Genomic DNA, 26,154 nt, shown 5'->3' on the forward strand with positions numbered 1-26,154 from the left:
AATAAAATCGACCAGGTCGCCACACCGACTCTGGCTTGAACAACAAAAAAAGTTGTCTCCAAAGTGCCCGGCACACTTTGAAGACAACCCTTATTTATTACTGCATTATTCCCATCCCGGCGAAATATGCTGCTCCTTAATGAGCTTGTTCACCTCGTCAATAATCGCTTGCCCGCCATTGCTTAGATATTCTTGGACAGCTTCATCCCACCTTGAGAGGGGTTCATCACCGACAATCATACGCGTTACATGGTCCGTAAACGCTTGTTCAAGTTCTGATTCCTTCTCGCTGCGCAGTGGAGAAGTAATGTAATCCACCGGGTTCCGGTAAAACTTATACCTTTTCAACGTGTCGACCGCATCTTGCACGAACTGCTTTGCCAGCGGATCTGAGAAGGTGTACTGCGGTTGAACCGCTTCATCGTTTGGTGCCCAATAGCGGCCGATCAAGTAGTTTTTGGGACGCAAGTCTTGGGCATCTGCTTTCTCGACCGGTATGCCGTCTTTCATCTCATAGCCCTGATTCACGCCTCCGTACTGCCAGTCAAAATCCCCGTTCGCCGGATTGCGATTCTCCCATGGAATCCAACTGCTCATATAATCGATCATGCCAAGTATCAGGTTCACCTTCTCCGGCTGTTCCTTCAGCTCTGCATTCAGCATGATCATCTGATAGACGCCTTTACCGGTAGAGACATACCCGCTTTGTCCGTCATTCTGCAGAAAAGGCGGGATGACGGCTAAATTCGCAGAGGGCTGCAGCTCCCTAAGTGCTGTAAAACGCTTTTCATTGAAATCATAGGGCTGCTCGAAATACATCCCGAACCTGCCGGAGAAGAAATCATTGCGCACATCGCTCATTTTGGATACGGCCCAATCTTTGGCAATAGCGCCTGCCGAGTAAAGCTCGGTTAGAAATTGGATCTGTTCCTTGTTGTTCTCCGAAATTGTGCCGGGAATGAGCTGCCCTGCAGCATTCCGATCATACCAGGCGGCCGAGTCGTAACCTGCTCCCATTGCAGCTCCGTACAAGAGACCGGTTCCCACGGAAGATAAACCAAGACCAAGCGTGTCATCCTTCCCGTTCTTATCGGGATCATTGTTGGTGAAGGCAATTAGTACATCGCGCAATTCCTGATAATTGGTTGGCATCGGCAAGCCCAGATTGTCGAGCCAATCCTTCCGAATCACCGGATGTTTGCCGTATTTCTTCGTAAACCATCTAGGAATGGCATAGATATTGCCGTCGACAGAAACCGATTGCCATACAGGCTGCGGGATTTTGGATAACGTCGGGTAATTCTTAATAAGATCATTCAACGGCAGGAACGCGCCTTGCTTCGCCCATCTGATGAAGCCTGTATCGGGATTCTCAAGGCCGATCATATCCGGTAAATCGCCGCCTGCCATAGTGACTGCAAGCTTATCCGGGTACTCCTGCATGTAATAGAATTGAGGTCTAAAATCGATGCCGAATTTCTCATTAATGGCTTGAACCGCAGGACCATCCGGAGATGGAATGGCTGCGTCCCATAAGCCGTCCATATAAGAAACGCGGACTGCGTCACCGGTTATGGCTTGGGTACCGTTATCTGCTGATGTACCGGCCTTTGTTGATGCCGGATTGGTTCTATTATTCGTACTGTCTTCTCCCTCACCGTTACATGCAGCAAGGAGTGCGAACATGGCGATGATGAGCATACCTGCTACTCCGTTCTTCTTCACACGATTGCCCTCCTTAAACCGAGTTCGACACGATCATTTTGCTATGTTATTCGACAGGATGTGCTTCGATCTCCTCCTTATCTAACAAGGGGAATTTCCTATAAGTACAAATTTCTACCTTGATTTAACAGTTTCCCGATGCTACTATGGGGACATCTCATGTATTCCATAGAAGAGGAGGAAAACAATGGGACAAATCGGGCTCCTTAAGCAAGCTGCAGGCTCCCTATTCATTCAGCTTTTACTTAGCTTTCTAGCCATCCTCATCCCTCTCATCTCATTCTTTTTCTTCTCCTTCACCCTACTGAAGAATCACGCCACAGACGAAGTCATCAAATACAATACCTTAAGCATGAATAAAACCATCGAGAAATACGAGAATCATTTCAATCAGATCCGGAATATTGGACTTGATCTCTTGCTAGACGAGAAATTGAATACGCTGAATCGCTCCACCCTCGACTACTTGAATGCCCGCTCTCTTATGCGCTCTATTAACAGCTACTTAGGGCATAAAGATATCGCCTTGCAAAATATTTTCATATATTTCAAGAAAAGCAACTTTATCATTTCCGGTGACCGTGGTGCCGGCGCCAATGAAATGTTCAGTCAATACTACCAAAGCGCGGACTATTCGCCTGCTTTCTGGGCGGAGCAATTCAACAAGTCAAGCAGCTACAGCATTCTGCCTTCCTCCACGTTCAAAGAGAAAACAATCAACCGACTGACGCCTAAAGGCCGATATATGCCGGTTATTGTCCGGAACAAGTTCTTCCCGGATTATCAAGTGATTATCATGCTTGATTTAAACAAGATGCTGCACGAGTTCCATGATTCCTCACAAGATCAATTCATTCTCCTAAATGCAGCCGGGAACCCCCTAGCGGCTGATAACGTCAATGAGCAGGTTGAAGCCACTCTGCCTGCATGGGAGAGCGGTAAGAATTATGTGAACCAGAACGATATCTATTATTTCAACAAAGTAGGCACTGTCACCGGTATCCGTTACGTCAAGATCGTTCCCGATAATCTGATCTCAGCTCAAATTAGCAAAATCAACTCGATTCTGCTCACCTTACTGATCGCGTTCGCCATTATCAGCATCTGCGCAGCTTGGTTCTTCACCAAACGATTCCATAATCCGGTTAAGAATATTATGCAGTCCATTCAGACGTTAAACGCGCCATCTGCTGTTCAAAGCAGCATACATGAATTCAACTACATCAACGATCAGGTCCGTCACCTCGTTCAAACGAACAACACGATCGATCAAGCCAACAGCCGCAAAAACTCCCTGCTCAGCTATTATGCTTTTATGAATAAAATCAAAAATATTAAGCTCAAGGATCAGGAGTTATACGACTTCTCCATCCAGGAGCCATACCGCCTTCTCCTGTTTCGATTGCAGTTTACACCTTCGTTCTTCCGTGAGATCGACGCGGATGGAGGTAAAGCCTCTTTCTTCGTACGCGAGTATATTGACTCTCACCTGAAGACGTATGTGCAAACGCAAACGATTCAACTTGAGCATGATCTCATTCTATCGCTTGTCATAGGCGATTCGATTCTAGCGGATATCCCAGCCTTTCTCAGCAGCTTGAAGACCGTCTTCGATCTCGACCAGCGCTATTGGTCCATTACGATCGGCGTTGGCAGCCTCTATCGCAATTCATCTGATTTAACGCGGGCTTACGAACAAGTTCAAGCTTTAATTGACTACCGGAAGCTAGGGAATGTGACTCAAATCATTACTGCGGCCGAGCCTCTGCCGGATTGGCAAGCTGCAATGACCGGCGGCCAAGAGCAAGAGCTCTATACGAATTTGTCATCGGGCAATGAGGAATTCGTGCTTCGAATCATCTCTAAAGTACTCGGGCAGCTAGATAAGAAAGACGCAACGGCTAGCCAGTATTATGATTTTGCAGATAACATCGTCCAACTGGTGACCAAAACATTCGCATCCCTTCATCTCGATATGCAGGCACTTCAGAGTCATCTGGCATTGTCCGGCAAAGCACGCAGCTGTTCGAATCAGAATGAGCTGCAGGACTATGTAATCCAGCTGCTCACCTTCGCGATGGCTCGCGTGAATGAGAAGAAAGCGGCTCGCGACAATATCATTGAGTTTGTCATGAAATATATGGAGCAGCATTACCGGGACGATATTACCCTTGATATATTGTCGGATAAGCTTAATATCTCTGCCAGCTATTTATCGACCTATTTCAAGACCAAGACTGGCATGAATTTTATCGATTACATCAACAATTACCGGATTGATATGGCCAAATCGCTGCTGAAAGGCGCTGATCTTCGCATTCAGGATGTGGCCACCCAAGTCGGTTATCAGAACATTAATTCATTCAACCGGATGTTCAAGAAGATTAGCGGCGTTACGCCAAGCGAATTCCGTAAGCAGCAGTATCTCATTGAAGGATAAGAAAAGCCGCTTCTTTTCACGATTAACCGTGAATAGAAGCGGCTTTCCCTTTATCCGTGATAGGTTTCTGCGCGATTACGAATGGCTTCCATGACGGCGACGGATTGGATCGAGGAGCTTAGATCCTGCGTCAAATTCCCGCCGGATTTCAGCGCATCCAGGAAGCTGGCATTCTCGTGGTAGAATCCAAATGACGTCGTCCACTCCCGCTCCTCGCGTAGGACTTCAACCTTCCCCTTCTCCGAACAAATGAGCCCCGCGAAGCTGTCCAGGCTCTCCATAAGCGGCAAATGCAGCTCATAGGAGAAGCCCTCCCCCCTTACGGTGACCATCTCCCTTGCTGAACCGGAATACGGATAACAGTTCAGATTGACACGCACGCCATTGCGGAAACAACCTTCAGCTATGATATTAATAAGTCCCGGCGCTAATCCTGACAAATCATCATACTGAAACCGCAGCGACCCATATTCGGAGCCGGCGATAAACTTCGCCGCATCAATGGCATGGATCGCTGTTGTGGAGAAATCAGCGTCCTTGCGATTAATCCTTATCATGTCATAGGTGATGCTGTAGATTTCTTTATCGTGTTCTTGTGCATGTTCGCGCAGCTTTTCGATGAGCGTGGCGGTCATCGGGATAAATCGACGGTTAAATGCAACGCGATGCCGGATACCTTTCTTAGCCGAAAGCTCTTGGAGCTGTATAACATCTGCTGTGTTTATACCCGGTGGTTTCTCCATGAATACAGCTATACCGGCATGCATGACTTGCAGCGAGATTGGGACAGTCAGATGTTCCGGAACGATAACCCATACGGCATCCAATTGTTCGGACACAAGCATCTGTGCGTAGCTCGTGTAAGCCCGCTCGAATCCGAAATCCGCCCGATAGGCTTCAGCTGCCTCCTCATCTACATCACAGCAAGCTGTAAGACGAATGCCGCCAATCGTCTCCTTGTATTGCTTTAAGCAAGGTCCATGTGTTGCCCTTGAATGCCAGCCGCAGCCGATTAATCCGATGGTTAGCATTAGACGCCGCACCGCCAATCGGTATCCTCATGGGCCTTCAATTGAATCGACAGCGAACCGTCTTCGTTCACTTTCTGTGCACATGCCCAGTTTACTTGTTTATATTGACCCGGTTTTACTTCAAGCTCGATAGATAGTCTAATCACTTGATCACGCCAAGATGCAGGCAGAATCATCGAAGCCAGACTTACCTTACCAGGCAGCGGGCATCCCTTGTCCAGCTTGCCGCGCACTTTCTCCGAGCCATCTGCGTTTACGGCTTCCAACCACAATGTGCCTGGAACGCCTGAAACTCCGTCATTGGCGAGTGCGATGACCAGCTCATCCGTCCCCTGACGTTTTCGCTGCCACACCCATGATGGGCGAAGCCGATAGCCCAATCGGCGCTGAAGCGTATCTATTCCCTCCGGGTACAGCTCGTGATAACCGGCTATCGCATCTGCCTCTGTCCATAACCCCCAATAATTCCCGCCGATATCCAGCGCATGCAGCATGGAGTTTGCAATGACATCGACATTCCCGCTATCGAATTTGAGCTTCTCCTGCTTGAAATGCCTGTAGTAACCATCCTCTATAACAGCTGCGGTCCAAGCCGCCCGCCCCGCAATCACTTCAATTTGCTCCGGTTCATCCAGAATGATGCTGTCCGTCCGTACCCAGCAGTCTTCATTCATCGCATACTCTCTAACCGTACGATTACCGGTATGGCTAATGTCAGGCTGTGTATTGACTGCAAGCGGCGTATATTTCCAACGTTCAATTTGCTCTCTGGTCATAGACATGAAGGTATGCTCTGCCGTTGTGTAATCGGGAAATGGATTCTTCAGATCATTCGTATGACCTTCTCCCCAGAAGCCATACATCATCAGATCCACAAACTCGATGATCGGATTACCGTCAAATCGTTCAGCGAGCAGCTCGTTTAACTCCGTGAATGCAGCTTGAAACGCAGGATGATCGTAGCGAGGCTCATAGTAATCAAAGTCATGATTATGAAATCGGCCGATATTGACCAGCGGTACTTGATCGTGCAAATAATCCGGCATGGCGAGCCTTGCCGGTTGAATATTAGGGCTCGACAGCTGAATACGGAAGGCAACGCGGAGGCCATATCGTTCAGCGGCAGCAAACGTTGTTTCCCAGATCGGATGAAGGTCAAGTTGTCCGGGGCTGGATTGTACATCTCTCCAATCGCAGCGAATATAGAGAACATCGACATAAGGAAGCTTTGCAAGCTTCTCTACATGTTCTTCAATCGTCTCCTGCCCTTGCCTAGCTTGAATGGATGGCCCATTCTCCTCCCAGGCATATGCAATCAATCCCAAGCCTGGATTGCGGACCGGCTTGTTTGATGGAGTCGTTGTAAAGATCGTGTACCAGCCATCATCTTGTTCAATCTGAAATGGTCCTTGATACAAGCGTCCCAAGTTTACCGCCTTCTTTGCCCCTTTTTCCACCAGCAGTTCAACTCCCCCAATTGGATGTAATACCGTACTCCTTACACTCAAAATATAAGAAGACACGCGGAAAAGATATCTACGAAATTTACGCACCTTCATCATTTTATTGATTATCACAATTCCTGCAGCAAAACAAAAAAAGCGACAAGCATTGCTTGCGCCTTTTATCAACCCTATGCGTCTCTCAATCATTCAGATCTGTGATTACACCTGTTACTTTATCGTATGGAAGGATGGTAAACAGCGCTGTTTTCTGCAGCTTCGCTTTATCGAACACGGCGTACACCTTACTTGAACGAGCGATGAAGAGCTGAGCGATACGTGCCTCCAGTTCATTATGAGTCGTAAACCCATGCTCCTTGGAAACGCCGTCAACGCCGAGGAACATTGTCGTGATGTTCAGCTTCTCAATGACGCTCTCTGCCAGCGGGCCGATAAGCTCATAGCTCTTATGCCGCATAACTCCGCCGGATACAACAACCTGGACCCCTTCGGCATCGAACAATTCGTTTGCGATATTGACCGCATTCGTAACGACGGTTATGTTTTGGTGGTTTTTGAGCGCCTTGGCAATCATGAACGTGGTCGTGCCCCCGGTGAGACAAATAATGTCGCCTTCTTCTACTAATGAAGCCGCCGCCGCAGCGATTCGCTCCTTACCTTCTCGGCTGACATCGCGTTTCTCGGCAAAAGCCAGCTCTGCGTTTCTGCCGCTGCCTTCATCATAGATGGCTCCTCCAATGGTGCGAATGATTTTGTGCGATTTCTCGAGCCATTCCAGATCCCGCCGGACGGTTGCGATCGAGCTGTCCGTGGCTTCCATTAAATCACCGATTGAGGCTTTGCCCGATTCCTTAATCCGTTCAAGCAATTTCGTTCTGCGAAGATCGCCTTTCGATTGCAGCATGCTCTTTCCTCCATCATTAGCGCATTTCGATAGCTTTGCCTACGCAGCCGCATAGCTGCATCTTCTCCATGGCAAGCCGTTTCACTGCTTGTTTGGCCGGCACCATGTAGGTGCGCGGATCATTCTCACTTGGTTTGTTTGCAAAAACGTCTTTAATCGCATCCGAGAAGGCAATGCGAAGCTCGGTCGCGATATTCATCTTCGCCATCCCAAGCGATACCGCCAGCTTCACTTGTTCAGCCGGAATGCCCGAACCGCCATGCAGCACAAGAGGTGCGGCAATTCGATCAGCGATGGATGCTATTCTTGCAAAATCAATATTGGGCGTTCCTTTATAAATGCCATGTGCTGTACCGATTGCAGGAGCGAGCGTATGGACACCTGTTAGTTCCATGAATTTCACGCATTCATCCGGATCGGCAAGCAATGCCTCAAGCTCATCCACGATGATATCGTCCTCCACGCCTCCAACCTTGCCTAATTCCGCTTCTACATTAACACCGGCCGCCTCTGCGACTTCTATCACTTTCGCAGTTCGCCGTACATTCTCATCGAATGGATGCATGGAAGCATCCATCATAACAGAGGTATAGCCTGCGCGGATACATCTTACAATGAGATTGAAATCGGTGCAATGGTCGAGATGCAGCGCGATTGGCAATCCGGTTTGATTGGCAGCAACGGTAGCCGCGGCAACGATATATTCCGGGCCCAAATGTTTGACAGTACCTACTGTGGATTGAATGATTAGCGGCGATTGTGTTTCAATTGCTGCTTCTGTTACCGCTTGGAGCATCTCTAGCGTGTGAACATTGAATGCGGCTACGGCGTATTTACCGGCTCTGGCTTGCTGAAGCATACGGGTGGATGAAAGAAGTGGCATAAGGAAGGAGCCTCCTGTCGTTTCTGAATGACTGCTTTACATACCGAAACTAGCATTGGAAGATTATGACTCTGATAAGATTATCATATCGGGTTATTTTGATCTTTACAATCATTTTTTGATCGTTTAAATCAAATAATGATTGATGACATCAACGAAACGATCTATTATAAAGGCATACACATCGACAACACCTATTATGAGGAGGATTCCGATGAGCTTGACCTATGAGGAAATAAAATCGCAATATTCGTCCTTGCAGCAAACGTACGACTACATGCTGACGAATCGCACCGTGATTACCGATTTCTTTCATTCGCAAGGCAAACGCTCAGTCACCTTTATCGGCTGCGGTTCGAGCTTTACGCTCAGTGTAGCCGCTGCGTTCTCCGTTCGCTTACGTGCAGGAATACCTGCTTCTGCACTTGCAGGCGGTGATTTGCTGCTCCATGCTGCAGCTTACGCTCCTCTGCTCAGCGATTCACTTCTCGTTGCCCCTTCTCGCTCAGGCTCTACCAGCGAAATCGTTGAATCCGTTCGGCTGCTGAAAGCACGTGGTGAAGCGCCGGTACTAGCAATCTCATGCGTGGTTGGTTCCGCCCTATCTGAAATTGCAGATCTCACACTATCGCTTCCATGGGCGTTTGACCACAGCGTCTGCCAGACGAGAACCGTCACCAATCTCTATACGGCCAATCTCATGATCGCCGCATTTCTTGGCAATGATGAATTCGTTCTTGCCGACATCGCAGTTGCGATTGCTCAAGGTGAAGCTTATATGGCACGTGTAGAATCGGCAATCCGTGAAGCAAGCGACTATGGTTGGACGAACGCGGTCCTCCTCGCCGATGGAGAGCTGAACGGCCTTGCTGCTGAAGGCGCAATTGCGCTGACGGAAATCGCGAAGGTGCAAGCCCATGCGTTTCATGTTCTGGATGTCCGTCACGGTCCGATGGTGACGGTTGGGCCGGAAACGCTTGTTATCGCACATCTTACCGGTGCCGGCAGCGAGCATCAACGTAAGCTGATGCAAGACATTCGTGCACGCGGCGCGAAGGTAATCGCCTTCGGCGATGCTGCTGCAAACATCTCCGCAGATGATGTTGATCTTGCCATTATGACGGAATCGGAGCTTAAGGTGCCGGTTCAAGGTATCCCGTTCCTATTCATCCCACAGATCGTTGCCCTCTCGAGCGCGGAGCGTCAAGGGATCAACCCCGATGAACCGGATGGTTTGACGGCCTGGGTGAAGCTGTAATGGTGGAAGCGCAGCAGCCGAATCACGGCACTAAGCTGCCCATTTCGGCTGAATAGCGTCCCTACGGTTCGTTAGAATTTCTGAGAGTCCATTATCGTGAGAATAAGACCTGTACGGTTCGTTAGAGCTGCAGACGCCGCCGAATCTTTCGTCGCTCTGCTCCAACATAAATAAAGATGGCTCCTCTACTTTAGAGGAGCCATCTACTTTGTTACCCATTACTCGCTCTTCGTATCTTCAATCCAGCTTTGACGCTTCGTGACGAGGCCGCTGCGTGCGGCTTCTGCTTTGGTATACTCCGCTTCGAGCTGTTTGAGAACTTGACGAATATTATGAATCGCATCCAAGGTTTGTTGCTGTGAATCTTTGATGCGACCTTGGACAATCCAGTCCGCAATCAGGCCATCAAACCAATAATCAGCCATCTTCAGCGTACCGCTAATATCGATGACGATATGGATGCTCCGATTGAGATCATCCAGCTCATCGCGGAAATTGTGCAATTGATGATTCGCTTGATGGATATACCCTTTGGCGTCGTCAACATGGTTATGTTTGATATGGGTACTGATTGCTCCTCCGCCGCCCCATAAATCCCAGTTGCCCCAGTTCTCCGCTTTATCCAAACTGTTCGAAGCATCCTCCAGCGAAGCCATTACTCGCTTGCCTGCCGTTACCGCTTCATGAATCTCTTTCACTAGAAGGGTCTGTTCCGCAATTTGCTCTTCCATCTTTCTTAGCTCTTCAGAGCCGAAGCTTCCGCTGCGCAGCGCCGCTTCCTTCGCCTTCATCAACGATTGATAGTCGTACTCTGCACTACTGAATGCAGCAAGCGCATCGCCGATTCGTTTCAATTCATCCTGCGTATCGGCTAATCGCTGCTTCTCTTCCTGCAGCTTAAGCGCGGCTTGCAGTGCCTGTTGTCTTTCCATGTCAAGCTGTTCATCCTTGCTTCGAAGGATGGTATGGAAAATATTAGTCAACGTCAAACCCGTTAAGCGCTCGACATCTGCTTGCTCGGATTCAAGCTGGACTTCATATTGGATAATGAGGCGTTCCTGCGAATGGAGTCTCTTGTTGAGCTCCTCGCTTTTGCGCTGCGCCTTCTGGTAATGGTACATGCGCTCCTTGGCCTCGAGCAGTTGACGATTCAGGTCCTCTGACATGTGATCACCCTCACTTCTTCGTTTTTTTCATCCAAGCCACACGGTTCTCCCCCTAGCCCCGAGCATTGTCCATCCCATCAAGTAACTTCTCCAGATACGCCGCTACTCCATTGTCATCATTACTTCCGATAACCCTAGTAGCCATGTCTATTAATATCGGATGTGCGTTGGAAACAGCGTATTTCTCATCCGCCAATTCAAACATCGAAACATCGTTCAGTTGATCGCCGATATAATCTTCTTCGCCTCTGTTGGTGATGCCTTTGTAATAAACTTTATTCTCACCTTGCGCATTAACTGCATAGACGATTGGTGATAGCTGATTCTCTTCATACTTGGCCACGATGTGCGAAGCGATGTCATTGGTAAGGTAATTTGAAACGATATTTACCCGTCTAATAGGATCGTAGATAAACACGCCATTAAAGAGAACAATCGGCAGCGTTAGCTTCAGCGGTGCAATAATATTCTCAGCAGAGTCGATCGACCTGGCAGTTGCAATAGAGAAGTGATGCCCTTCAGCAATCAGACGATTCACGACCCCAATCGAGTAATCACTTAATTTCTGATTCGAATTGAGCAGCGTTCCATCTAGATCGGACATGAATAAGTTCAGTACCTTCAACTCCATTCTTCACAGAAGCAGCAACGCTGCTAATTTCCCATACGTTCAACAAGTCGAAGAAGTTTCACCCCCCGCTAGGTCAGGTACATCTGCGGAATGATGAACCTTTTCACCTTCAAGCCTTCTGTCAGATCAAATTCAGATACTTGTTTCGTTCGATACTCAGCTAAAATATTCATTAGAATACGACTAATTAACACACAATCACCAGCAGCATCGTGACGTTTGATATCAGCATCATCGATCCCATAATAGTGGATCAAATAATCCGTTGAGAACACATCATCCAGCTCCGGATGGATTGCAGCGAACAATGCTTTCGTATCGATAACTGTACTCTCCGCATAAGGAACATGATGCAAGAGACAATGTTTCTTCAGCATGGGGATATCATACTCATACCCCGCTTGGGTAACCAGCACAGCATCCCCGCAAAAATCAACAAAGCTGCGATAAACTTCAGCATACGTTGGCGCATCCACTAAGCTTTCATTCGAGATTCCGGTTAGCTGCTGGACAGCTTCCGGAATTGGCTTGAAGGATTTTACCAGTGATGTGAACGTATCCAGTACCCGACCCTTATGAAATAAAACAGCACCAAACTGGGTAATCGATTCATGCTCTGCAAGAATGCCTGTGCCTTCCAAATCAAAGATACAGTAGAGCCGGTCAAATAGATTGTCCACTAGAATGCCATCTACCAGATATTCCTCTTTCGATAGAAACGAAATATTCATATGCGGCTCCTTATCTCCAGCTTATTCTGTTAAAATATAACAGCTCCAGTTTACCATTATTCATTCATCCATGGGTAGAACTTACCGGCCACCCAACAAAAAACCCAATCCATAACCGGGCAACTGCTCGGTATAGCTTGGGTGTTATTCATCCGATTGGATGATTATGATTTGCGTTGATATCGTTTGCGCTGCAGCTTCTGATACACGAAGATGTACCTGTCCAGCTGCTGACTAACATTGACGACTCTCTCATCTGTGAGACTACCGTGCTTACATGCCCGTTCAGTCATTTCGAAACGTAATGATTCAATTTTCTCTTGCAAATAAGATTCCATTGTACCATTCTCCGTTCTTTCATATAGTTTGGGCATAGCAATTGCATCGGATACATGATCATAATAACAAGGATAGTTTAGGAATATATTAGAAGTATATTAGCATAAGTCATTTATTTTAGGCCAGGTACCGGACCTTGTTTTTCTCCAAAGAAAACAAACGAAATCATAATTTTACGGTATCGCGACCGACCAATGGAATTCACTAAGATTAAGATGCATCGCTATTTCTATTCAATCGGGGTGAATGAGTTGACGAATAAGCCAAACACCTATGAAGAAACACTTGCACATGTGAATACACATTCCAATCCATCTGAACTTCGCATCACGGATATCCGTTTTACCGACATTGTTGGCGGTCCGTTTCATAGCAGCTTGATTAAAGTGTATACCAATCAAGGGCTGGTTGGTTTTGGAGAAGTGCGCGACGGGGCCGACAAGGTCTACGCTCAAATTGCAAAGGGCAGGCTGCTGGGCGAAAACCCGTGCAATATCGACAAGCTGTTCCGCCGGATCAAGCAATTCGGTGGACATGCCCGTCAAGGCGGCGGTGTCAGCGGACTTGAAATCGCTCTGTGGGATTTGGCAGGCAAAGCGTATGGCGTGCCGATTTATCAAATGCTTGGCGGTAAGTTTCGAGACAAGATTCGCATGTATTGCGATACGGACGTCAGCGGCAAAAATACGGGGACAGCCATGGGTCTTGCACTTAAGAAACGGATGGACGACGGTTTTACCTTCCTCAAGATGGATCTGGGCATCGGGCAACTGATGGATCAACCCGGAACGCTGAGCGCGCCTCTTGGTTTCATAGAAGAAATGATAGACAAGTCAAGAAGACGCTACAAGCTGAACGCTGCCGGTCTGACAGAGGCAGAAGTCTGCGACATTCGAAATCGTCATTATGATATTCACAATATCGCCCATCCGTTCACGGGCATTCACGTGACGGACAAAGGTCTGGATATACTGGAGCAATATGTGCTCGATGTACGAGCGGTAATCGGCTATGAAGTACCGCTTGCTATTGATCATTTTGGTCATATCGGGCTGGAGGATTGCATTAAACTAGGCAAACGCGTGGAGAAATTCAATCTCGCCTGGATGGAAGATATGATTCCTTGGCAGTATACGGAGCAGTATGCAAGATTGGCACGTGCAGTTACGACGCCTATCTGTACCGGGGAAGATATTTACTTGAAGGAAAATTTCAAGCCCCTTCTCGAAGCCGGCGGCGTCTCGGTCATCCACCCTGACGTCCTTACATCAGGCGGAATTCTGGAAACGAAGAAGATTGGTGATATGGCGCAGGATTATGGTGTCGCGATGGCGATTCATATGGCGGAAAGCCCGATCGCATGCTTGGCTGCCGCCCATGTCGCCGCTGCCACCGAGAATTTCCTTGCCCTAGAGTATCATTCCTGCGAAGTGGAATGGTGGGATGATATCATAATTGGCAGCAAACTCCCGAAGAAGCTGGTGCAGAATGGATTTATAACGCTAACGGATGCGCCAGGGCTTGGCATTGACGATTTAAATGATGAACTGCTTAAGCAGCATCTGCATCCTGAGATCCCGGGCCTGTGGGAATCGACAGATCAGTGGAATAAATACTATTCTTCTGACCGGCTTTGGAGCTGATATAAATAAAAATACAGTCCGCAGGTCGTGTAAACCACCTGCGGACTGTATTTTTGTGTTACCCTGCCGAAGCTGCTTCCATCAAACCATTTATATAACCGATCCCATATAATCTGCCTAGCAGCTCGTAACCCGGATTCTCGTTCGCTTCGCCTGCCATGGTCGGCACATGGTCAGGTCTCGCAGGTCCGGTAAATCCGACCTCATAATAGGCTTTCATCGCTTCGAACATGTTCGTTTTGCCATTATCATGGAAGGTCTCTTCGAATTTCTCCGGCGTACCGTTCACATCGCGGAAATGGACGAAGAATAGCTTATCCTGCTTGGCAAAACGGTGGATCACGCTTGGGATATCCTCCCCCGCTGTTGCCATTGTTCCTTGGCAGAGCGTAATGCCGTTATATGCGCTGGGAACTAAATCAATCGCACGCTGAAGCGCATCCGCGCTGCGAAGAATACGCGAGACGCCGCGAATCGGCGTAATCGGCGGATCATCCGGATGAAGCGCCAGCTTGACTTTGGCTTCCTCTGCAACGGGAACAATCCGTTCCATGAAATAGTGAAGATTCTCCCACAGCTGCTCTTCCGTCACGACACCTGCTTCCGTTAGCGGCGCATCCTTCATCAGGCTATGATCATAGCTGGAAACGAGAGCTCCTCCGCGAGCTCTGGTCGTTGTGGACGTGCGGAACCAATTAAACTGCGCCATGAAATTGTAACAGAGTACCGGAATGCCGGCTGCCCCCATGTTGAGGATGAACTTCTGGAAATTCTCGATCTCTTCGTCGCGTCCCTGTGTGCCGAGCTTGATATGATTGCTCGGAGGCATGGATTCAATGACTAATAGGGACAGGCCGTGATCGGCATACCGCTGCTTCATGCGAATAAGCGGCATCAGGTCCCAAGCTTTCTCGGTTTTCTCCTCCCAGGGAAGGCCGCCAACCGCATAGTTCACGTTCATTTGCTTCGCAAGCTCCCATAGCTGTGAGGGCTGTGAAGAGAAAAATTCAGCTAGTTTCATAGTCGTGATCTCCTCTGGTTCGGAAACGAAGTCCGAGATTATTTCGAAGCCGCTTTGGCTGCCAAATCCATACCCATTTTGTTGATCTTGTCATAAGCATCTTCAATGGATTGTTGTCCGTACGAGACAGCCTCCATCTCTTTCTTATACGTATCCACCCACTCCGAGAATCCTGCAGCAGCCGAATAGAACGGCAACGCCTTCTCAACCGAGAGATCATAGATTTCTTTGCCCAGCTTGTCCTTCTGTTCAAGCGTCGGCTCAAGAACTTTGTAAATTTCCGGGTTAATGGGAATACCGCGTGTCAGTCCAAGCGCATTGCCGGCTTCTTTGTCCGAAATAAACCATTGTACAAATTTCTTCGCTTCATCCTTATGCTTGGAATTCGCACTCACGCTCAGGAAGATCGTCGATTGTGCCCAGCCGCCTCCGGATGGACCGACCGGCATGTTGACGACGCCTACTTTGCCTGGCATCAGCTGCTCCAGTGCACTAACCGAACCTGTCGTCGCTCCGCGTGTCATAAGCACACCGGATGCCATCGGATCAGCCTGTGGGTCATTCTCGAGGAATGCGGCTCCCTGTTCCGCCGGCGGAACGATTTTGGCTTTACGGAATTCTTCATACGTTTTGTAGTAGGTCATGAATAAGTCTTTATCGAGAGTAAACTTCTTGCCTTCATCGGCCATGACCGGATCCTTGCCCATGGAGGTCTGATAGAAATTGAACGAATCCCAAGTGCCCGAATCCCCGATCGGATATTTACCCTCCGGCAGCTTGGCGCGTGCATCCCTCGCCCATTGGAAGAACTCATCGTAGGTCCAGTTCTGCTTCGGCAGCGCAATGCCGTATTTCGCCAGCTCCTCTTTGTTGAATGCGATCCCCGCCGCATTCTGACTCAGCGGAATCCCGTATAATTTACCGCCGATCTTCAGATTCTCGATCACCTTCGGATCCACGATTCCGCTTAAATCCACATCAGACAAATCCTCCAGCTGCCCTCTTGCTACATATTCTTGAAGGAATGCGGCATCCATTTGCAGCACGTCCGTGATCGATTTGGACGCGGCCAGCGTCGGGAGCTTCTGCCAATAGGCGTCCCAGGCCATGAATTCCGGCTTAAACGTCACATTGGCATGCTGTTTGGTATAGATCGACAGTGCGTTCTTCGTTGCTTCGTGTCGCGCATCCGGTCCCCACCACATAATGCTTAACTGGGTCGCCTCGTTGTTATCCTTCGCCGGCTCATTATTTGCGCCGGTCTCGGTACCCGCAGCGTTATTGCCGTTCGTATTGCCGTTTCCACCTCCGCTGCTGCACGCTGTTACCGTTAGCGTCAGGGCCAAGCTCAACAATAGTAAACTGGCTGATTTTCTTCTCATCCTTCCAATCTCCTCTCATACTTTCATAGTGATGGGCTATCCTTTCAAACCGGTCGTGGAAATCCCTTCCACAAAATACTTCTGGGCAAATAAGAAGATGATCACCGATGGCATGATGGACAGGAAGGACATGGCAAGCAGCTGTCCCCACTGGATGTCAAATTGGTCGATAAACATCCGAAGTGCCAGACCGACTGTAAACTTGTCGATAGAGCTGATATACAGCACTTGGGCAAAGAAATCGTCCCAGCTCCAGATGAAGGTGAAGATCGCTACCGTAACAAGTGCAGGCTTGATCAGCGGCAAAATAATACGAAAGAAAATGCCGTACACGGAGCTGCCGTCGATTTTGGCCGCTTCATCCAAGTCACGCGGAATGCCGCGAATAAATTGAACCAGCAGGAAGATGAAGAAGGCTCCGCCACCGAAGAAGTGCGGCAGTACCAGCGGTATATAGCTGTCCACCCAGCCGAGCTTATTGAAGAGAATATATTGCGGCACCACGGTAACCTGACCAGGCAGCATCATAGTAAGCAGCAGAATCGAGAACCAGAAGCCGCGAAACTTGAATTGAAGCCGACCGAAGCCGTAGGCTACGAGCGCTGCTGTCAGCACGCCGCCCGTTACGTTGCCAAGCTCCATCAGCAGCGTGTTGCCGAAGAAGTGAGCGAAGCTGTAGTCGGCAGAGAAGTTCCAGCCTTTGCTGTAATTCTCCCACATCGGAATAGAAGGCCAAATCGTGGGTAATCGCAACTCTTCTGCTTTCTTCAAGGAAGCGCCGATCCACCAGATCACCGGATAAAGCATCAAGAGCGAGAATAAAGAGAGAAACAAATGATTGGATAGCTTGAACCGAATCGTAGTCATTTGGCCTTCCCTCCGTCCGACTCGTAAAATACCCAATAACGTGAGGCCAAGAAATTGAGCGCGGTCAATACCGCAACGATGACCAGCAGAATCCATGCCAGTGCGGAAGCATAGCCCATTTGGTAATGTTTAAACGCTTTCTCGTACAGGAATAGCGCATACATGTAAGTCGAATTGATCGGGCCGCCTTTGGTGATGATGAAAGCCGAAGTGAAGGTCTGAAAGGACCCGATGATACCCAGCACGAGGTTAAAGAACATGACCGGCGACAGCATCGGCAAGGTGATGCTGACAAACTTACGGAATCGCCCGGCTCCGTCTACTGATGCAGACTCGTAGAGTTCCTGAGGGATTTGCTTTAGTCCTGCCAAGAAGATGACCATCGTTGAACCGAATTGCCAGGCGTTGAGCAGAATGAGTGTTCCAAGCGAGGTATCGGGATTCGTGATCCAGCCTAAGCCTTGTATGCCGAACCATGACAGCACTTGATTGATATAGCCTTCCAAACCGAACATATTGCGCCAAAGTGCAGCTACCGCGATGCTGCCGCCGATTAAGGAAGGAAAGTAAATCGCCGTCCGGTACAGGTTCATCCCCCGAATGTTCTTGCTCAGCGCCATCGCGACCAGCAGCGAGAAGAATAGTTTTAACGGGACCGATATTAGAACGAACATAAACGTTACGCTTAACGATTTGGTGAACGTATCGTCATTGGTGAAAATATTGGCGTAATTGTCTGTTCCGGTCCAAACCGGGGCTTCCAACAACGAATACTCCGTGAACGATAAATAGAAGGATTGCGCGATCGGCCATAGCGTAAGCAGCAAAAATCCGATTAACCACGGAGCAATAAATAGATACCCGGCTAGATTCGTTTCTTCCTTGTTTTTACGCTTGCGTACGGAAGCTGTTGCCGACTCCGTGCGTGGTGCTTGGGCTAACGTTTCGGTTGTCACCCCTGGATCTCCTCCTCTTGAAAGGATATAGTAATTTTTTTGTAAGATGTAGCTCGTCTTAACTCTAATAGAAAACGGTTACAAGAGTGAAGGTGACAATTTTACGAAATGGTTGGATTTATTTAAAACGATTGCGGGATAGGTGAAATTATTATGTGTTCCTGCGAAAATGCCTTAAGAATCTCGCATCGACAATCTGCGAGTTGTCCATAACAATAGACTTAAGAAAAGAATTCATTCCCTAAACCTGTCGAGAGAGGTGCTCTATATGAGATTCGATAACCCGGAAGATATTGTCCAGCTAACCCCGCTATGGGAGGGTGAACGCTTCCCGAATGGCCGTCCTAAAGTTTCGGAGGATGTGCTGCGCCGCATGCGCAAAATCACATTGGAGGAAGCATGGGGTCCTCTATGGAACCACGGTTACACCTTTCAATTCGAAGGTGAATTCAAAATCATTCATCCGGACAACGTGATGGTCGGCCGCGCAGTGACCGCAGTTATGGTTCCGAAGCGTCCTGATCTGCATGAGACTCTCCTTAAGTACGGTCATGAGCAGGAAGGTCGCAAAGGCTTCTTCAACCAGTGGGTCATTGATTCCCTTGTGGAGGACGATGTTGTCGTTGTCGATATGTTCGACAAAGTCCATCTCGGGACTTATGTTGGCGGGAATCTGAGTACAGCCATATCTACACGCACGAAACGCGGAGGCGCGGTTATATGGGGCGGCATTCGCGATAATCAGCAAATTGTCGAGATTGATAATATCAATGTTTATTATCGGGGCAGCGACCCTACCGCCATCGCGGATGTCACGATGGTAGGCATGAATGTGCCTACCCGCATCGGAAAGGCGATTTGCCTCCCCGGGGATATCGTGCTCGGAACGCCTGCAGGCGTGATCTTCATCCCTCCGCACCTTGCCGAGCTTACGGTCGTACAGGCGGAGAAATCTCAGGTTCGCGATATCTTCGGCTTCGTCCGTCTCAAGCAAGGAGTCTTTTCGACCGCTCAAATCGATTCCAATTGGACATTGGCGATGTGGAATGACTTTACAAGCTGGTTCGAAAGCGATCAAGCTGCGGAGGTATACCGTCATTTAGCATGGAATAAGGAGCTCGAGGAAGCGGCAAAATTGGCCGGCGGCTCCGATAGTCATGACGTGCGATTGTAATCCTATGCGATGAAAAAGGACTCCGTCTAAGCGTTAGTTGAACGCTCTTCGGAGTCCTTCTTTATCGTCTAATTCGTAACCGTCTCTCGATATTCCGTAGGGGATACGCCTACCTTCTTCTTGAAGATTTGGCTAAAATAACGAGGATCTTGGTACCCAACCTGCTCTGCCACTTCATAGTTCTTATAATGCGTGCTGACCAGCAGCTTCTTAGCCTTCTCGATCCGAATATCCGTCAAATGCTCGATAAAGGTTTTGCCGGTGTTCAGCTTAAAGAGTAAACTTAAGTAGGTCGGTGTCATATAAACCTTCTGCGCGACGCTTTGCAGCGATAATGCCTGGTATTCCTGCTCCATATGATGAATGGTTTTCTTAATAATGCTTCGGTGGCTCTCCTTCTGATCATAGGACAGGACTTCTCTAACGCCGGATAAGAAATCACAGACATATTGTTTAATTTCCTGCAACGTTTGCATCTTAGCAATGGACATTATTTCCAATTTATTGTAAGCGCTGTCATAATTAGCGGAAGTAAGCAGCTTCTTCTCCGTTCCAATTAATAAGCGAGCCGTCAATTCATACATAGACTTGATGTCTACCGGTCCTTGCTCAAGCATGGCATGATAGAAGACTTCAACAGCCTCTTCAATATCGGCAGCAGTGTCTGCTGATTTCAAAGCTTCATGCAAGTCAAGCTCCTTGTCTGTCGGATAATCAGAGCATGCCAAGTATTCGGGTAGTTCGCTGTAATAGATGATATGGCCAATTCCGCGATAAAACTTTTCTTGCAGCGCACAGGCTGCTTGTTTATACGATTGTTTGATATCATTTAATTGACTGCATGGATTGCCAACAGCAATATTGACCTGAAGGCTGAATTGCCTGCTCACCTTGGTTTGAATGTTCTCCAATTCCGCCTTGGATACCCACGAGAACAACAAGGCAAGACGATTCTGATCATCCATAAATACAATACTTCCGGTATGACCGGCTATCTGCTGCTGCAAATAATCCCGCATTTCCTCAAGAAGCACTTTCTCTTGTTCCTCCAAGTTAGACGTAGAAGGCTCAAGCAGCGCTAATGCAGGATAAGTGAAGTAGGGATTCAAATTCAACCGAGATAAGCTATCTTTCAAATTTGTACTCTTCGGCTTGAGACCCAAGACAAGATCTTGAAGAAATCGGTCTCGCATCCACGTCAAAATAACATCATCCTTATACAACAGCCCTTCGCTTAGCATCTTTTCTCCCCTTTACGAACGGATGTTAATCAGCTGCATGCTTCTTTCATGCTGCTATTCCAGATCAATCATCTTATAAGCGTGCATGTGTCCTACAAAAGCCGCCGCTGCCGCATCCGGATCGCCCGAGCGTAAAGCATCGATAAGCAATAGATGCCACTCTGCCAGAACCTCGGTGGTATGATGACGATTGGAAATCGCCATGAAACGCATGACCTTGGAGCGCATATGATTCCACAGCTCCAGAACAGCCTGATTATCGCAACGTTTGTAGAAGAAGGCATGGAAATCCATATCCAGCTCCAAAATGCGCATCATTTCCTGCTGCCGATTCGCAATATCCATCTCGCCGATAATGTGATGAAGATATTCGTAGTCTTCTTCCGTTAATAGCGGCATGGATTGCCGTACCGCAAATCCCTCGATGATTTCGCGCAGGACGAAGATATCTCTAATCTCTTTCGCTGTTATCGCAGATACGACAGAGCCTTTGTTCGGAATACCCGATATGAGGCCCTCTTGCTTCAACCGCTCCAATGCTTCACGTACAGGTGCTTGACTGATTTGGTATTTACCCGCAATCTCTGTCACGATTAGTCTTGCACCGGGCTGGAGCACGCCTTCAAGAATAACCTTCTTCAATTCCGCATAAACATGTTCGCTTATCGAGTTGATTGGATAATCCGCATGAGGACTGCGTATGGCTTTCACTGCTCCTTTTAACATTATCGATTATCGATTATCGATAATGTTAGATATAGCTTTATTATAGAGGTAGCCGAAGTAACCGACAATCGCTATTTTTGTCATATTTTGTATTATTAAGCATGCTGATAGTCTTGTACCCTGCGGCCCATAAGTGCTTCATATACTGCGTTAATAGTCATGTAAATCGAACAAAGCCGCCTCTTTGCAAGAGGCGGCTAATCGATGATTGTCTCAAGTACTTAGAATTCCTTCAGCCAATTATCCGAACCTACCGGACATAAATCATACTGCTTAACCCTATCACCTTGAAGCTGCGGATTGCTAGTCGCATTATAACAAGAGACGAACGTACGACGGTGGTAGTCCGACAAGTTCGGAGCGGAGCTATGCAAGAGATTACTATGAAAGAACAGTGCGGAGCCCGGTTCCATCTCACAGTGAACAAGCTCAAACATCGACCGAATATGTTGGATGCGGTTCACATCGGCACCGGTTTGCCCGCCTACCTTCCCGTGCTCCAGTCGGCCGAGCATATGGGAGCCACGTAGCACCTGCAAGCAGCCATTCTCTATTGTTGCGGCATCCAGGGCAATAAATACGCTGATCATATTGGGATATATAAAACCTTGATCATACCAATAACCATAATCTTGATGCCACTCCCATGCCCCACCTGAACGAGCCTCCTTCAGCATGACTTTGCCGTGAAAGAAAGCGGTATCCTCGCCTAATAAGGTACTTACGTTGTTCACCAAGCGGGGACATGTAGACACAGCAGACCATAAGTCAGACCCCAGTTCGAACCAGATCGCCAGTTTGGCCTTTAGTCCTGAGCGATCATCGTTGCTATACGTTGTCCCTGCCACCCGTTCGCCATCTTCAATTTCTCGGATCATTTGATTAATTTCTTCACGAGCAAACAAATTATTCACTAACACAAAACCGTCTCTATGATATCGAGCTACATCTTCATGAGTCATTATCATGTAAGCTCCTCCTTCATACTCTTAAATTTCACTTATCTTGGAACCACTTCCCTATTAAAGGAGACTGCACCATCAAGTCGAAATGATTAGTAGACGCATAAACCGGAGGTGCTGATGTGTTTCAGATCATGTTTATCGATGATGAACCCGATCATGTTGATAGTTTAGCTGACAACATCCCTTGGTTCGAACATGATATCCATCGTGTGTTCAAAGCCTATTCAGGTGATGAAGCTATCGAGATTATAGATGCTCATTCCGTAGATATCATCATCTCGGACATTCGTATGCCCGAAATGACCGGACTTGAACTGATAGAGAAGATCCACGAAATCTCCCCGAAAACCAGATGCATCATTTTAACGGGATACTCCGATTTTTCTTACGCACAGCAAGCCATTCGAAACAAGGCAGATGATTACTTGCTTAAGCCGATCCGCTACGAGCTTCTAGTAAATTCCGTATTAAACGTGATCGAAGACATCAAACGGCAGTGGATAGAAGCCGGTTCTTATCAGCGTGCAATCAACGCACTGAAGGAACATATTCCAGTACTTAAGGAGAAACTCCTGCTAGAACTGATTACGGGTAAACGGTACCCCAAAGAAACATTGCAAACGAAACTAGAACTCTATGGGATCCCTTATCAAGAGAATGAGCCGTTTTGTTTCATGCTGATCCGGATGGAGGATGTGAAAGCAACGACTCTTGATAGTAACGGACTATCGCTTCTGGATTATGGAATCTGCAATATTGCCAAAGAAACACTCGAGTCTCATTTTGATATCTGGCATACGAAAGACGAGTTCGATTATCTGGTTTTCCTAGTCCGGTTCCGAAACAGCGACCAGGCGACAAAATATCCTGTTCTGGAAGAAAAGGCACTGCAACTTCAGCATAACGTCCATACTTTCTTGCATTGCGACATTTCCATCCTACTTAGCCCTTGTGGCACGTTTCCTGAGGATGTGAGAACGCATTATCAGGCTGCAATATCCGGTATAATGAAACATTTCGGAAGAGAAAACGGACTTTTCACAGCCATGTCGGCAGACAGCGCACCAAATCAGGCAAAATATTCACGAAGATTATACGAACCCCCTTCACTTCTTCATTTGCTGGACAGCGGGAACTGGCAGGAAGTTAAGGTGAAAATCGAGCGAATTTGCAGCGATTTGAATGGTGCATATGAATCAACCGAGCACATTTTGGAGGCTTTTTTTGTCATCACATCGTCATTCTCCTACATTTTGCATAAGAACAACCGAACGTTTTCTGACCTTCTTGAAGAGGATTTCGTACGTACGGTTGCTAAATCGCCTGCAATGTCGGTACAAAAACTGCAGAACTGGTCACTCTCCGTACTGCATAAATTAACCATGGTTCTGGACATGGAGAAGCACGACCATCGAAGCGCCATCATCCACAAAGTGAAAGAGTTCATTCACCTTAACAGGACGGAGGACCTTTCCTTACAAATGCTTGCTGAATATGTCTTTCTACATCCGGTGTATTTGTCGAAGATATTCAAGCTCGAAACCGGCGAGAAATTGGTACATTATATAGCACGTATCAAAATGGAGCATGCAGCCTATCTCCTGAAAAATACGGACTCCAAAATCTTCGAGATTTGCGATAGGCTCGGCTTCTACAACCGGCCCTATTTCATCCAGCAGTTTAAGAAGCATTACGGGTTAACCCCTCAAGAATATCGTAAACGATGATAAAGAGCTGATTTACTCCTTTACCGCACCCAGTACGATGCCTTTCACAAAATACCGCTGAAGGAACGGATAAACGAGAAGAATAGGCATTGCACCGATAAAGATTTGAGCGGCTTTGACGGTCCGATTCGAAATATCCTGCAGATTTTTCGGATCAAAATTCATTTTCGTAAAATCCTGCTGTACGATGATCGTTTGGAGAAAGGTTGCCAGCGGATAGTTGTCCGCCCTTGCGATATAGATCATACCATCGAACCACGAATTCCAATGGGACACCATCGTAAACAATGACAATGTTGCGATGGCCGGCATGGAAAGCGAAATATAAATGGTCATCATCGTTTTGAAATGGCCGGCCCCGTCAATTAGTGCTGCCTCTTCCAGCTCCTTCGGAATTGTACGGAAAAAATTCATAAGCAAGACGAGGTTCCAGATATTCACAGCTCCCGGCAGCACCAACGCCCAAATGGTATTCATCATATGAAGCTTTTGAATTAATATATAACTCGGGATAATCCCCCCGCTGAACAGTAGCGTAAAGAGAAAATACCACGTATACGCCGAACGCCACTTCAGCACATGGTTTTCTTTCGATAACGCATATGCGGCCAGCGTAATAATGAACATGCTAAGTCCTGTACCCAGAATTGTCCGTTCCGCAGAGATAATCAAAGACCGAAGAAAGAAACGGTTGTCGATCGTTTTCGCATATGCATCAACGGTGAAATCGATTGGCCAGAAATTGACCAAATTTGCCCCGGCTGGCGCAGATCCGCTTAAAGAAACGGCCAGTACATGAATGAGCGGCAGGATACATAGAAGCGATAACGCAAACATGAATACATAGTTAATCGCCGAGAAGGTTTTATAGGATTTCGCTTTATAATACATAGCACCCTCCCTAGAACACCCTGTAATTAGCAAACTTATAGGCCATCCGATACGAGATAATGATTAGCAGCATCCCAACAACTGATTTGAAAAGTCCGATCGCTGTGGAAAAGCTGAAATCCCCATTCACAATCCCCATACGGTACACGAATGTATCGATAATATCGCCTTTTTCATAAACCATTGGATTATATAAGTTGAAAATTTGATCAAATCCGGCATTCAGGATATTCCCAAGTGATAAGGTGACCACGACGACAATAATCGGAATGATGGAAGGGAAAGTAATGTGCAATGTTTGCCTCCACCGATTCGCCCCGTCGACCTCGGCAGCTTCGTATAGCGATGGATTAATTCCGGCTAGCGAAGCGAGAAAGATAATGGTTCCGAAGCCAAACTCCTTCCATATATCACTAAGAATGACCGTAAAACGGAACCAGTTTCCGCTTCCCAGGAAGAAGATGGGTTCAATCCCAAACCAGCTGCCAAGCACACGGTTGATTAACCCGCCGTCAACGGACAATAAGTCGATCAATATGCCGCCTAAAATGACCCATGACAGAAAATGCGGCAAATAAACGAGCGTTTGCACCGTCCGTTTAAAAATGACTTTTCGCATTTCATTGAGGAGGACGGCAAAGACAATGCTGGATAGAGTCGTAAAAACGATTTTTAAAAGTGCGATTAAGAACGTGTTCCAAATTACCTGCTTGCTGTCACGGTATTCGAACATAAATTGAAAATGATCCAGTCCCACCCACTCGGATTTCACGAAACCAAGCCAAGGCTGGTAATCCTGAAACGCAATGATAAGGCCGGCGATCGGTACATAGCTGAACACGAAAGTGAAAATAACGGCAGGCAGCAGCATGAGATGCAGCGGCCATCCGTTTTTGCGTGATTTTCGTAGTTTCGTCAGCATCCTTTGTGGCCACCTTCCTTCTTCTTACGCTGTTCCGTTTAGATGAAGGATTGGTCAAAGTCTTCTTG

Annotated in this window: 23 protein-coding genes; 5 read left to right on the plus strand and 18 right to left on the minus strand. The window is 47.6% G+C overall.

The features are described from left to right. Positions 1-105: 105 nt before the first annotated feature. A complete protein-coding gene (locus AC0YN4_RS04695; RefSeq protein ID WP_475835294.1) occupies positions 106-1,725 on the minus strand; it encodes an extracellular solute-binding protein in 1,620 nt (539 codons plus the stop codon). 187 nt (positions 1,726-1,912) lie between these two features. On the opposite strand from AC0YN4_RS04695, the gene AC0YN4_RS04700 reads away from it, so the two are divergent. Beyond that, positions 1,913-4,165 (plus strand): helix-turn-helix domain-containing protein, encoded by a 2,253-nt coding sequence (locus tag AC0YN4_RS04700; RefSeq protein ID WP_475835295.1) that lies wholly within the window; start codon positions 1,913-1,915, stop codon positions 4,163-4,165. Between the two features lie 50 nt (positions 4,166-4,215). Here the strand turns inward: AC0YN4_RS04700 and AC0YN4_RS04705 are convergent, their stop codons facing one another. The 4 genes from AC0YN4_RS04705 to AC0YN4_RS04720 form a co-directional block, all read right to left on the minus strand. Further along, positions 4,216-5,196 (minus strand): Gfo/Idh/MocA family protein, encoded by a 981-nt coding sequence (locus AC0YN4_RS04705; protein ID WP_475835296.1) that lies wholly within the window; start codon positions 5,194-5,196, stop codon positions 4,216-4,218. Further along, positions 5,196-6,653, minus strand: a complete 1,458-nt coding sequence (locus tag AC0YN4_RS04710) for a hypothetical protein (RefSeq protein WP_475835297.1) — start codon at positions 6,651-6,653, stop codon at positions 5,196-5,198. Before AC0YN4_RS04710 ends, AC0YN4_RS04705 begins: the two co-directional genes overlap by 1 nt. A 187-nt stretch (positions 6,654-6,840) precedes the next feature. Continuing rightward, positions 6,841-7,563 carry a DeoR/GlpR family DNA-binding transcription regulator gene (locus AC0YN4_RS04715; RefSeq protein ID WP_475835298.1) on the minus strand — a complete coding sequence of 241 codons (723 nt, stop codon included), beginning with the start codon at positions 7,561-7,563 and terminating at the stop codon, positions 6,841-6,843. Positions 7,564-7,579: 16 nt separating this feature from the next. Beyond that, positions 7,580-8,446 (minus strand): class II fructose-bisphosphate aldolase, encoded by an 867-nt coding sequence (locus AC0YN4_RS04720; RefSeq protein ID WP_475779813.1) that lies wholly within the window; start codon positions 8,444-8,446, stop codon positions 7,580-7,582. 214 nt (positions 8,447-8,660) lie between these two features. Between AC0YN4_RS04720 and AC0YN4_RS04725 the strand changes: the two genes are divergently transcribed. Next, on the plus strand, positions 8,661-9,704 hold the full coding sequence (locus tag AC0YN4_RS04725; protein WP_475835299.1) for an SIS domain-containing protein: 1,044 nt from the start codon (positions 8,661-8,663) through the stop codon (positions 9,702-9,704). 218 nt (positions 9,705-9,922) lie between these two features. On the opposite strand, the gene AC0YN4_RS04730 is transcribed toward AC0YN4_RS04725, so the two are convergent. The 4 genes from AC0YN4_RS04730 to AC0YN4_RS04745 form a co-directional block, all read right to left on the minus strand. Beyond that, positions 9,923-10,870, minus strand: coding sequence for a hypothetical protein (locus tag AC0YN4_RS04730; protein ID WP_475835300.1), 948 nt, complete (start codon positions 10,868-10,870; stop codon positions 9,923-9,925). 52 nt (positions 10,871-10,922) lie between these two features. Next, entirely contained in the window at positions 10,923-11,474 is a 552-nt protein-coding gene (locus AC0YN4_RS04735) for an HAD family hydrolase (protein WP_475835301.1), read from the minus strand. Between the two features lie 95 nt (positions 11,475-11,569). Continuing rightward, complete coding sequence (locus AC0YN4_RS04740) at positions 11,570-12,232, minus strand: 3'-5' exonuclease (RefSeq protein ID WP_475835302.1); 663 nt, start codon at positions 12,230-12,232, stop codon at positions 11,570-11,572. A gap of 164 nt (positions 12,233-12,396) precedes the next feature. Next, positions 12,397-12,570, minus strand: a complete 174-nt coding sequence (locus AC0YN4_RS04745) for a Spo0E family sporulation regulatory protein-aspartic acid phosphatase (RefSeq protein ID WP_475835303.1) — start codon at positions 12,568-12,570, stop codon at positions 12,397-12,399. Positions 12,571-12,786: 216 nt separating this feature from the next. Here AC0YN4_RS04745 and AC0YN4_RS04750 point away from each other — a divergent pair, with 216 nt between their 5' ends. Further along, a complete protein-coding gene (locus AC0YN4_RS04750; RefSeq protein ID WP_475835579.1) occupies positions 12,787-14,214 on the plus strand; it encodes a mandelate racemase/muconate lactonizing enzyme family protein in 1,428 nt (475 codons plus the stop codon). Positions 14,215-14,272: 58 nt separating this feature from the next. On the opposite strand, the gene AC0YN4_RS04755 is transcribed toward AC0YN4_RS04750, so the two are convergent. The 4 genes from AC0YN4_RS04755 to AC0YN4_RS04770 are packed head-to-tail and all read right to left on the minus strand — an operon-like array spanning position 14,273 to position 18,335. Further along, positions 14,273-15,235, minus strand: coding sequence for a mannonate dehydratase (locus tag AC0YN4_RS04755; RefSeq protein WP_475779806.1), 963 nt, complete (start codon positions 15,233-15,235; stop codon positions 14,273-14,275). A 38-nt stretch (positions 15,236-15,273) separates the two neighbouring features. Further along, positions 15,274-16,617, minus strand: a complete 1,344-nt coding sequence (locus tag AC0YN4_RS04760; RefSeq protein ID WP_475779805.1) for an ABC transporter substrate-binding protein — start codon at positions 16,615-16,617, stop codon at positions 15,274-15,276. Between the two features lie 36 nt (positions 16,618-16,653). Then, a complete protein-coding gene (locus AC0YN4_RS04765) occupies positions 16,654-17,484 on the minus strand; it encodes a carbohydrate ABC transporter permease (RefSeq protein WP_475779804.1) in 831 nt (276 codons plus the stop codon). Then, entirely contained in the window at positions 17,481-18,335 is an 855-nt protein-coding gene (locus AC0YN4_RS04770) for a carbohydrate ABC transporter permease (RefSeq protein WP_475780104.1), read from the minus strand. Before AC0YN4_RS04770 ends, AC0YN4_RS04765 begins: the two co-directional genes overlap by 4 nt. 373 nt (positions 18,336-18,708) lie before the next feature. On the opposite strand from AC0YN4_RS04770, the gene AC0YN4_RS04775 reads away from it, so the two are divergent. Continuing rightward, positions 18,709-19,614 carry an RraA family protein gene (locus tag AC0YN4_RS04775; RefSeq protein ID WP_475835304.1) on the plus strand — a complete coding sequence of 302 codons (906 nt, stop codon included), beginning with the start codon at positions 18,709-18,711 and terminating at the stop codon, positions 19,612-19,614. A 68-nt stretch (positions 19,615-19,682) separates the two neighbouring features. Here AC0YN4_RS04775 and AC0YN4_RS04780 read toward each other — a convergent pair whose 3' ends face one another. From AC0YN4_RS04780 to AC0YN4_RS04790, 3 genes are all read right to left on the minus strand, one after another. Then, positions 19,683-20,855 (minus strand): helix-turn-helix domain-containing protein, encoded by a 1,173-nt coding sequence (locus AC0YN4_RS04780; RefSeq protein WP_475835305.1) that lies wholly within the window; start codon positions 20,853-20,855, stop codon positions 19,683-19,685. A 54-nt stretch (positions 20,856-20,909) separates the two neighbouring features. Continuing rightward, positions 20,910-21,581 (minus strand): GntR family transcriptional regulator, encoded by a 672-nt coding sequence (locus AC0YN4_RS04785; protein ID WP_475835306.1) that lies wholly within the window; start codon positions 21,579-21,581, stop codon positions 20,910-20,912. A gap of 221 nt (positions 21,582-21,802) precedes the next feature. After that, on the minus strand, positions 21,803-22,549 hold the full coding sequence (locus AC0YN4_RS04790) for a phytanoyl-CoA dioxygenase family protein (RefSeq protein ID WP_475779800.1): 747 nt from the start codon (positions 22,547-22,549) through the stop codon (positions 21,803-21,805). Positions 22,550-22,665: 116 nt separating this feature from the next. On the opposite strand from AC0YN4_RS04790, the gene AC0YN4_RS04795 reads away from it, so the two are divergent. Then, positions 22,666-24,273: a response regulator gene (locus tag AC0YN4_RS04795; protein WP_475835307.1), complete on the plus strand. Its 1,608-nt coding sequence runs from the start codon at positions 22,666-22,668 to the stop codon at positions 24,271-24,273. Positions 24,274-24,285: 12 nt separating this feature from the next. Here the strand turns inward: AC0YN4_RS04795 and AC0YN4_RS04800 are convergent, their stop codons facing one another. Together AC0YN4_RS04800 and AC0YN4_RS04805 are read right to left on the minus strand one after the other, a co-directional pair. Beyond that, on the minus strand, positions 24,286-25,164 hold the full coding sequence (locus AC0YN4_RS04800; protein WP_475779798.1) for a carbohydrate ABC transporter permease: 879 nt from the start codon (positions 25,162-25,164) through the stop codon (positions 24,286-24,288). A gap of 10 nt (positions 25,165-25,174) precedes the next feature. Next, positions 25,175-26,086 (minus strand): ABC transporter permease, encoded by a 912-nt coding sequence (locus tag AC0YN4_RS04805; RefSeq protein WP_475779797.1) that lies wholly within the window; start codon positions 26,084-26,086, stop codon positions 25,175-25,177. Between the last annotated feature and the right edge of the window lie 68 nt (positions 26,087-26,154).

It is taken from the genome of Paenibacillus sp. J22R3 (genome assembly GCF_056269305.1).

Bases quoted from the DNA above. Each gene is read 5' to 3' on its own strand.
- AC0YN4_RS04785 (WP_475835306.1), bottom strand. From the start codon at position 21,581: ATGTTAAAAGGAGCAGTGAAAGCCATACGCAGTCCTCATGCGGATTAT.
- AC0YN4_RS04740 (WP_475835302.1), bottom strand. From the start codon at position 12,232: ATGAATATTTCGTTTCTATCGAAAGAGGAATATCTGGTAGATGGCATT.
- AC0YN4_RS04730 (WP_475835300.1), bottom strand. From the start codon at position 10,870: ATGTCAGAGGACCTGAATCGTCAACTGCTCGAGGCCAAGGAGCGCATG.
- AC0YN4_RS04705 (WP_475835296.1), bottom strand. From the start codon at position 5,196: ATGCTAACCATCGGATTAATCGGCTGCGGCTGGCATTCAAGGGCAACA.
- AC0YN4_RS04725 (WP_475835299.1), top strand. From the start codon at position 8,661: ATGAGCTTGACCTATGAGGAAATAAAATCGCAATATTCGTCCTTGCAG.
- AC0YN4_RS04765 (WP_475779804.1), bottom strand. From the start codon at position 17,484: ATGACTACGATTCGGTTCAAGCTATCCAATCATTTGTTTCTCTCTTTA.
- AC0YN4_RS04775 (WP_475835304.1), top strand. From the start codon at position 18,709: ATGAGATTCGATAACCCGGAAGATATTGTCCAGCTAACCCCGCTATGG.
- AC0YN4_RS04750 (WP_475835579.1), top strand. From the start codon at position 12,787: ATGCATCGCTATTTCTATTCAATCGGGGTGAATGAGTTGACGAATAAG.
- AC0YN4_RS04745 (WP_475835303.1), bottom strand. From the start codon at position 12,570: ATGGAATCTTATTTGCAAGAGAAAATTGAATCATTACGTTTCGAAATG.
- AC0YN4_RS04720 (WP_475779813.1), bottom strand. From the start codon at position 8,446: ATGCCACTTCTTTCATCCACCCGTATGCTTCAGCAAGCCAGAGCCGGT.
- AC0YN4_RS04805 (WP_475779797.1), bottom strand. From the start codon at position 26,086: ATGCTGACGAAACTACGAAAATCACGCAAAAACGGATGGCCGCTGCAT.
- AC0YN4_RS04780 (WP_475835305.1), bottom strand. From the start codon at position 20,855: ATGCTAAGCGAAGGGCTGTTGTATAAGGATGATGTTATTTTGACGTGG.
- AC0YN4_RS04755 (WP_475779806.1), bottom strand. From the start codon at position 15,235: ATGAAACTAGCTGAATTTTTCTCTTCACAGCCCTCACAGCTATGGGAG.
- AC0YN4_RS04735 (WP_475835301.1), bottom strand. From the start codon at position 11,474: ATGTCCGATCTAGATGGAACGCTGCTCAATTCGAATCAGAAATTAAGT.
- AC0YN4_RS04715 (WP_475835298.1), bottom strand. From the start codon at position 7,563: ATGCTGCAATCGAAAGGCGATCTTCGCAGAACGAAATTGCTTGAACGG.
- AC0YN4_RS04700 (WP_475835295.1), top strand. From the start codon at position 1,913: ATGGGACAAATCGGGCTCCTTAAGCAAGCTGCAGGCTCCCTATTCATT.
- AC0YN4_RS04760 (WP_475779805.1), bottom strand. From the start codon at position 16,617: ATGAGAAGAAAATCAGCCAGTTTACTATTGTTGAGCTTGGCCCTGACG.
- AC0YN4_RS04800 (WP_475779798.1), bottom strand. From the start codon at position 25,164: ATGTATTATAAAGCGAAATCCTATAAAACCTTCTCGGCGATTAACTAT.
- AC0YN4_RS04790 (WP_475779800.1), bottom strand. From the start codon at position 22,549: ATGATAATGACTCATGAAGATGTAGCTCGATATCATAGAGACGGTTTT.